Origin of the sequence: Streptomyces sp. NPDC002698, from assembly GCF_042888945.1 — a bacterium.
Classification (GTDB): Bacteria; Actinomycetota; Actinomycetes; order Streptomycetales; family Streptomycetaceae; genus Streptomyces.
Window position 1 is genome coordinate 1,943 of the sequence record NZ_JBIAQM010000078.1, and the last position, 6,307, is coordinate 8,249.

General features: G+C 66.5%; 8 protein-coding genes and 1 pseudogene. 6 read left to right on the plus strand and 3 right to left on the minus strand.

What is annotated here, in order from left to right; genetic code table 11:
• Positions 1-92: 92 nt before the first annotated feature.
• Positions 93-263 carry a hydrophobic protein gene (locus ACFYW9_RS41155; RefSeq protein WP_328557713.1) on the minus strand — a complete coding sequence of 57 codons (171 nt, stop codon included), beginning with the start codon at positions 261-263 and terminating at the stop codon, positions 93-95.
• Positions 264-444: 181 nt separating this feature from the next.
• Here ACFYW9_RS41155 and ACFYW9_RS41160 point away from each other — a divergent pair, with 181 nt between their 5' ends.
• The 3 genes from ACFYW9_RS41160 (at position 445) to ACFYW9_RS41170 (ending at position 2,602) form a co-directional block, all read left to right on the plus strand.
• Positions 445-621 (plus strand): CsbD family protein, encoded by a 177-nt coding sequence (locus ACFYW9_RS41160; RefSeq protein ID WP_389160282.1) that lies wholly within the window; start codon positions 445-447, stop codon positions 619-621.
• A 379-nt stretch (positions 622-1,000) separates the two neighbouring features.
• On the plus strand, positions 1,001-1,360 hold the full coding sequence (locus ACFYW9_RS41165) for a hypothetical protein (protein ID WP_389160285.1): 360 nt from the start codon (positions 1,001-1,003) through the stop codon (positions 1,358-1,360).
• A 927-nt stretch (positions 1,361-2,287) separates the two neighbouring features.
• The gene (locus ACFYW9_RS41170; RefSeq protein ID WP_389160286.1) at positions 2,288-2,602 is read left to right on the plus strand and encodes a MerR family transcriptional regulator; all 315 of its coding nucleotides are present in this window, start codon (positions 2,288-2,290) and stop codon (positions 2,600-2,602) included.
• 261 nt (positions 2,603-2,863) lie between these two features.
• Here ACFYW9_RS41170 and ACFYW9_RS41175 read toward each other — a convergent pair whose 3' ends face one another.
• Together ACFYW9_RS41175 and ACFYW9_RS41180 are read right to left on the minus strand one after the other, a co-directional pair.
• A complete protein-coding gene (locus ACFYW9_RS41175; RefSeq protein WP_389160289.1) occupies positions 2,864-3,220 on the minus strand; it encodes a hypothetical protein in 357 nt (118 codons plus the stop codon).
• 242 nt (positions 3,221-3,462) lie between these two features.
• The gene (locus tag ACFYW9_RS41180; RefSeq protein ID WP_389160291.1) at positions 3,463-4,212 is read right to left on the minus strand and encodes a transposase family protein; all 750 of its coding nucleotides are present in this window, start codon (positions 4,210-4,212) and stop codon (positions 3,463-3,465) included.
• Between the two features lie 137 nt (positions 4,213-4,349).
• Between ACFYW9_RS41180 and ACFYW9_RS41185 the strand changes: the two genes are divergently transcribed.
• The 3 genes and pseudogenes from ACFYW9_RS41185 to ACFYW9_RS41195 form a co-directional block, all read left to right on the plus strand.
• Positions 4,350-5,048 (plus strand): hypothetical protein, encoded by a 699-nt coding sequence (locus ACFYW9_RS41185; protein ID WP_389160294.1) that lies wholly within the window; start codon positions 4,350-4,352, stop codon positions 5,046-5,048.
• Between the two features lie 33 nt (positions 5,049-5,081).
• Positions 5,082-5,406, plus strand: a pseudogene (locus tag ACFYW9_RS41190) (transposase family protein); the annotation flags it as partial.
• Between the two features lie 227 nt (positions 5,407-5,633).
• Positions 5,634-6,307 (plus strand): hemolysin III family protein (locus ACFYW9_RS41195; protein WP_389160297.1); only part of this gene is annotated, 674 nt, incomplete at its 3' end.

Below are 6,307 nucleotides of genomic sequence, written 5' to 3' on the forward strand. Positions count from 1 at the left end.
CCGTCCCGGCGGTGGCAGTATGACTGGAACGGGGTGGGGCCCGACGCCGCGGCGTCGGGCCCCACCCGTGCTGGTGCGCTGTTCAGGCCCGCTTACCAGCGGTACCAGCGGCCGCGCTTGCCGCCGCTGGCCGCAGGCCGGATCACGAAGCCGAGGACCCACACCACCAGCACGATGACGGCGATCCACCACAGGGCCTTCAGTGCGAAACCGGCACCGAAGAGGATCAAGGCGAGCAGAAGAACAAGAAGAACAGGAACCATAGTTATCAACCTCCGAGCCCTCGCGTGCCCTGCGGATCGATCTCCACTCCTACGGATCTAATTCAACTCTTGGAGCGCCCGCAGCTCGGAGTATCTGTGTGGCAGCCTTCCGGTTTAACGGTGGCGTCTGGGGTGACACGGGGGACGAACCTATTTCGAGTGAGACAGGGAGTGAGTGGTTGTGGCTGCGGACGAGAAGGCTCAGGCCAAGGGCGAGCAGACCAAGGGCAAGGTCAAGAAGGTCGTCGGCGGAGCGGTCGGCAACGAGTCCCTGAAGGCCAAGGGGCAGGCCGAGGAGTCCAAGGGCGACCTGCGCGCGGCCAAGGAGAAGGCCAAGGACGCCATCAAGCCCAAGTAGGCGCATCACTCCTGATCCCGGCAGCCAGTTGGCTGCCGGGATCTGTGCTGTCCGGCCCGGCAGCCGTCTGCGCCGCCCACCCGAGGGCGCCCTCTCGTCGAAAGTGCCTCCCGCCGCACCGAGCTCCACGTGGGAGCGGGTCGTTTCGTCGACGCCCCGGGGTCCTCGCGGGTCGCGGCTTGGTCGATGCTGATGAGTTCGGTAGTCGCTGCGCCCTTCGTTGCCGCGTCGTGTGCCGCCATCCGGGGTTCGGGGTGATGCAGGTGCCGGGGCGGCGCCGGTGTGCGCTCAAGCGCTGGAGCCGTCTGCTGCCGAGGAAGAGTCTGTGCATCGCCGGCATGACGGTCCTCACTGAGCTGTCGGCGCTGACCATTTGGTCATGACGGAGGCCGCTGACGGTCTTGCCGCCGGCGGCGCGGCGGTGGTGCGGGCGAGATGGTTGACCGTGAGCCGGCCCAAGCCTCTGGTGCCGCCGTTCAGGCCGGATGCCGCGCATGCGCGGCATCCGCGGACTGCGGTCATGCACAGCCACCTCGATGTTGTCCGTGGGCGAGGTCAGGTCCAGGGTGCAGATTTCGCCGCCGTGGCACAGGGCATTGGTGACGAGATCCAAGACCACCAGAACCACGGGTTCGACAGCCTTTGCCGTGATCGCCGGCCCGAGGTCATCGAGGAAGCGCCGGGCGCTCACGCGCGCGCGTCGGCTGCGATGCCGTGGAGCGGACGGTTGCGACGCTGACGCTCTTCGTGTCCATCAGGTCCCCTGGTCCCCTGCATCGTCATCGCCGTTCGTCTGCGCGGTGCCTGTGCCCTGGCCTGCGGCCAGCAACCCGGCAGCGACGGCTTTGCTCCTCTTGCCGTAGCTGTTCGAGGCCGACTACCTCTCCGTCAGACACGCGAAAATCTATGTTGGGCAGAGTAGACATTGGGTGGTGGCGTGACTATGGTTTCTCTCGTAGCCCAGAGAGACAGCGAGGCCCGGCAGACATGAACTGCCGGGAGCAGTACATGCAGTTGCAGTGCGCAGGACGGTGCGGTGGTGGAGTTTCGAAGTCAGGGTGTTGCAGGACGGCGACGGGACTGACAACCGGACCGGGTGGCCCGCAGTGATCAGGGGCCACCGTGAGCAGAACCGCAGTTGATGCAGTGGCAGTACCGGTAAGTGCAGTTCGCAGTACCCAGCAGTGAAGTCAGTGAGCAGTACCTCGGTAAAGGCGCCGGCTGCGGGCGCGCGTACCGGGAAGTTCGGCAGCGGGGTTCCAAGCCAGAGCAGACGCAGGACGGGCGACGGGGCTGGCTGCCGAAGTGTGGCGCTGTCACAGGCCGCCGAGCAGTTCGCAACACCAGCAGGTCGCAGTAGAGCAGTACCAGCAGTGTGCAGTCCCCCGCTTAGTAATTAGTTGATCAACGAGGGAAGAACGGAGGGGCCAAGCGCCATCTGGATCGCCCGGGCGTAAGTGTTGAGCCCGGGTACCGCAGGACATCGATAGTGAGGTGGTCTCCGGTCGAGCAACCGCGATCCCCGCGCCCCCGACAGCATCTTGGTCGGGTCCGCGGAAACATGAGGCCGGCGCAGTATCAGGGCCGGCAGATGGTGTAGCTGTTCCTTCGGGGCCCTGGCGCTACTGGCGCCAGGGCCCCTCCATGCGTTCCACAGAGAGGTGCGATGACAGCAGACGACTCGTTCGGCCGTCTCGATGACGACGACTACCCCGCCTACACGATGGGCCGGGCCGCCGAGATGCTCGGCACCACCCAGGGCTTCCTCCGCGCCCTCGGCGAAGCCCGCCTCATCACCCCACTGCGCTCCGCGGGCGGACACCGCCGCTACTCCCGCTACCAGCTGCGCATCGCCGCCCGGGCCCGCGAACTCGTCGACAACGGCACCCCCATCGAGGCCGCCTGCCGCATCATCATCCTCGAAGACCAGCTGGAAGAAGCCCAGCGCATCAACGCCGAACACCGCCGCGCCGCCGGATAGCGGACCAACTGCCCGGTCCTGAGGCAGCTTTGGACCGGCAATTCCTCTCCGGTCTGATACTTAGCGGGCCTCGGCAGCAGGGCTCCGGCGATGAAGTCACCGGAGCCCCTTCACGCTCCAACAGGCAAGTCCGCGCTTCCGTGTCCGTCTGACAGAGGGAAACAGGCACGAGCCGGCACCTGGACGGCAGGGTGGCCCCGACCGGCGCGTGCCGGTGGGGCCCACACTGCGTGTGCAGCGGATTCGTGCCGCGGTGGTTCCTCAGTGGTCGGAGTAGCTGAAGTCACCCATGGTCCAGGCGCTGACGTCGGCGATCGCCACGCGGTACATCCCGCCCGTCTCGGGGATTCCGACCGTGCCCTGCAGGATCCGGGCGACATGGAAGTGCAGATGCGTGGGCGGCCCGTTCTTCGCGGGGGTGTCGAAGACGGCTGAGAACTCTCCCAGGCGGGCGGAATCCGTCAGCACGTCCGACACCCTCTGCCGCCACACTGCTTCGGGAGCAAGCCGGCCGGTGATGACCGCACCACCGGTGACCACGGTCAGGGACATCTGGTTACTCTGCCCGGACTCCACCAGGGTGGCGATGTCAACGAGCAGCTCGTCAGGCTTCGACATGGGGAAGATTATATTTAGTGGCCATCCGGCCTTTTGAGCGGTGGCGACAGCGGGTGGGGCGGGCGTTCACGGTATTGGCGCCGAAGGCCCGGCGGGTAACCGCGGTGGCGCGTGCGAGGCGATGAAACCTGGGTCAGCCGAAGCCGGCGCTGCCATCGTTCTGGTTAAGGGCGCGCCGATGGCGGGCGGTCTGGAGTTCATTGGGTGAGGACCATGGCGGTGGTGACGATCATTGAGCGTTTTCAGCGCTGCTTCTCCAGAGTGAGGACGGCCTTGGCGATTGACGTCATTCGATTTGGGCTGCATCGCGATCTTCGGAAGATCCGCCAGGGCTTGAGTCGTGCCATCGCGCGTTCGACGGGCGCTCGGGACGTGGCCAGTGCGCGGTTGACCGTCTGTTCTGTCGGGGTCAGCCGGCCGCCGGGTGGGCGCCTGCGCCCGGTAGTGACCCAAGGTCCGGCGCCCGTGTAGGCGCGGTCGGCCAGGAGGGGGACGCCCTGGCGCTCGCAGATCCGGATGATTCCATGGGTGCGGGCCGCGGTCCGGTCGTGGCACCGGCCCGGCAAGGCCGGTGAGACCCACAGCACGTGCCCGGTCGGGTCGGTCACGACCTGCACGTTCACGCCGTGGCGGCGGTGCTTGTGCGAGTAGTCGGCCTGGCCATCGCCCACGCGGTCGCACTCGGCGAGCGTCCCGTCGAGCAGGACGTACTCCGGTTCGTGCTCACGTAGGACCTTGAGCAGGCCAGGTGTCTGACCAGCGAGAAGGTTGATCACGGCAGTGGTGTATGCGTGGGCGGTACCCACCGAGATGCCGAAGCCGGCCGCGACCTGGGCCAGGGTGTCGTGCTTGCGCAGGTACACCAGAGCGACGAGCGCGCGTTGGTGCGGCGGGAGCTTGCAGCGGCGGTCACCCTCGCGGGTGACGATGAGCATGGTGACCCACTCGACCAGCGTATGAGGCAGGTCGAGTGCGGCTGGATAGGAGACCAACGAGACACCTGCACCATTGAGTTGAGACGTCGAACGCCTCCCTCAACGGCACGGGTGTTTCGTGCGTTGTGGCATGCCTCGTCGTCATACCAACAGAGTGGCCACTCTGATGGGATGACGACGGTGAGAGGTAGAGCATGATCTACCAGGTGACGACGGAAGCGGATACGGGCGTGGGCAGCGATGGTGTCGGTGTGTGGTACGACCGGCTGGGTTGGGCGTACGGGCTGATAGCAAGCGATCCGGCTGTACGTGCTGTGGCGCTTGTCCGTCTGGCTGACGCAGAGAGGAACACCCGGGATGCCTTGGATCGGTACAACAGGACGTGGCGACGGGGGTATTCGCCGAGGCGGAAGGCGGCGAGCAGGAACTACGAGGAGATCCGCAAGTATGCGCTGCCAGACGCGTTGTGGGACCGGCCGGCCGGTCCCGACATCGTCGCGTGGCCGGGTCTCCCCTACGCACTGCTCTTCCTGGAGTGGGAGGCGAGATATCCGCAGGAGTGGACACGGCATGCCAAGGCATGGGGAACGAAGCAGGGCCTCATCCGAGACGTGGCTGTCGCTCACCACGAGGAGACGGTCAGAACCAAGCTTGCCGACCTGATCGAGATCGTTGTCCAGCGGCCTTACCGGTGCAAGGACCGCGAATACGTGCGCGCGGCCAGGGCTGTGGACAGTGACGACCTGCGCACCAGGCTTAAAATGGCCGCCCGTTCGGACAATCCGTGGGCGCAGCGCCATGCCGGATACATTCTCTGGCTCCTGGACCGCCCCGAGGTGCCGAATACGCGTCACGTCTGGCGGACCTGGCTGGCGGCGGCACCCAGAGAGTAAGCACTGATTGGCACCGCCCGGGGGTCGGGTCAGATCTCGGCCGCGCTGCCCGGCCGTGCCCACAACCTCACAGCGGGCCGCGTGCACCGGATCACTCGGATCTGCAAACGCCAGGACATCCCTCTCCTGGCCGACCGCGCCTACCAGGGAACCGGACCGTGGGTGACCGGGCGCACACGGCCCCCGACGGTGCACTGCCCCGACCCAGCGCAGGGTGAACTGAGCACTGGCCCAGGCCCGAACACCCGTCGAACGCGGGGTAGCACAACTGAGGACCTGGCGCATCTTCCGCCGGTCCCGCGTACGCCCCAATCGTATGACGCCAATCGCCGCAGCAGCCCTCACTCTGGAGAGGTAACGCTGAAAAGGCTCATTGACTCACGGTCCGTCAGTCGGTGCCGACTGGCGGGAAGGACTCCCGCGGTTACGCCCCTGAAAGAAATGAAATTCAAACGGTTGCGGGACACCGTAGCGACGACGCGGGCGTGCGTTTCGCGACCGCCTAAAGGCTGTCCAGGTGTCGTCTTTTAGCATGGCCTCATGATCACCGGTGACGCCCAGGAGTCCAAAGGAGGACGGGAAGCTGTGTCCCGCGAGGCCGCTGAATCCGAATACGTTCACGTCGCTTCAGGTCGTGGAGAACGTCGTGAAGACGTGCTGCCTGTCGGATCACGAGATGGTAAAGCAGAAGAGATCGCTCATCCTGTTGCCGCTCTGGTGGAGCGGGCGGCCGGCCTGGCCGAACCGATCAAGCCGAGGTTGCGTGGCTGGCTCCATGCAGGGATGCTCCCCGCCTCACTGATCGCGGGCATCGTGCTCATCTGTCTGGCCCGCACGCCGCAGGCGGCCCTGGCCTGCGCCGTGTACTCGGTCACCGCCTGGCTGCTGTTCGCAACGAGCGCCGTCTACCACCGCGGTACCTGGGGGCCGCTCGGCGAGGCTCTCCTGCGACGCCTCGACCACGCCAACATCTTCCTCATCATCGCCGGTACCTGCACGCCCCTGGCCGTACTCCTGCTCCCGCCGGACCAGCGGTCCGTGCTGCTGTGGATCGTATGGGCGGGCGCACTGGCCGGCATCGCGTTCCGGGTCCTGTGGGTCGCGGCTCCGCGCCGGCTGTACACCCCGTGCTACCTGGCCCTGGGATGGGCACCAGTACGGTATCTGCCCGACTTCCTGCACACCGGGGGAGCGGCCGTACTCGCCCTGATCGTGGCCGGCGGGCTGCTCTACAGCGCGGGCGCGGTCGTCTACGCCCT